Here is a 241-nt window from a genome sequence, read left to right on the forward strand (position 1 = left end):
GAGTTACTGTGGTTCGCACGAACATTAGAGTTTGTAACGGGTTGTCCACCAAATCCATTTGAAGGATTAATGATATCTAACACTTGAATCACTTGACCATTCAACGTAAATTGACGTTGGCCATCAGTCGTTGGATTTGATTGTGAATAACCTGATGATTTATAGTTTGGTCTTCCACCAGCTTCTGCTTGTGCTTTTTCATTACCGGCAATGTTATTACGTAATCCAGCCACTGTAGTTG

1 protein-coding gene is annotated in these 241 nt (G+C 39.8%); it reads right to left on the minus strand.

What is annotated here, in order from left to right; all coding sequences use genetic code 11:
• Positions 1-241: hypothetical protein (locus tag O4G76_RS21500; RefSeq protein WP_269399112.1), on the minus strand; the 241-nt coding region annotated here is incomplete at both ends.

The organism is Limimaricola sp. G21655-S1 (genome assembly GCF_027213785.1).
In the GTDB taxonomy this organism is placed as follows: Bacteria; Pseudomonadota; Alphaproteobacteria; order Rhodobacterales; family Rhodobacteraceae; genus Limimaricola.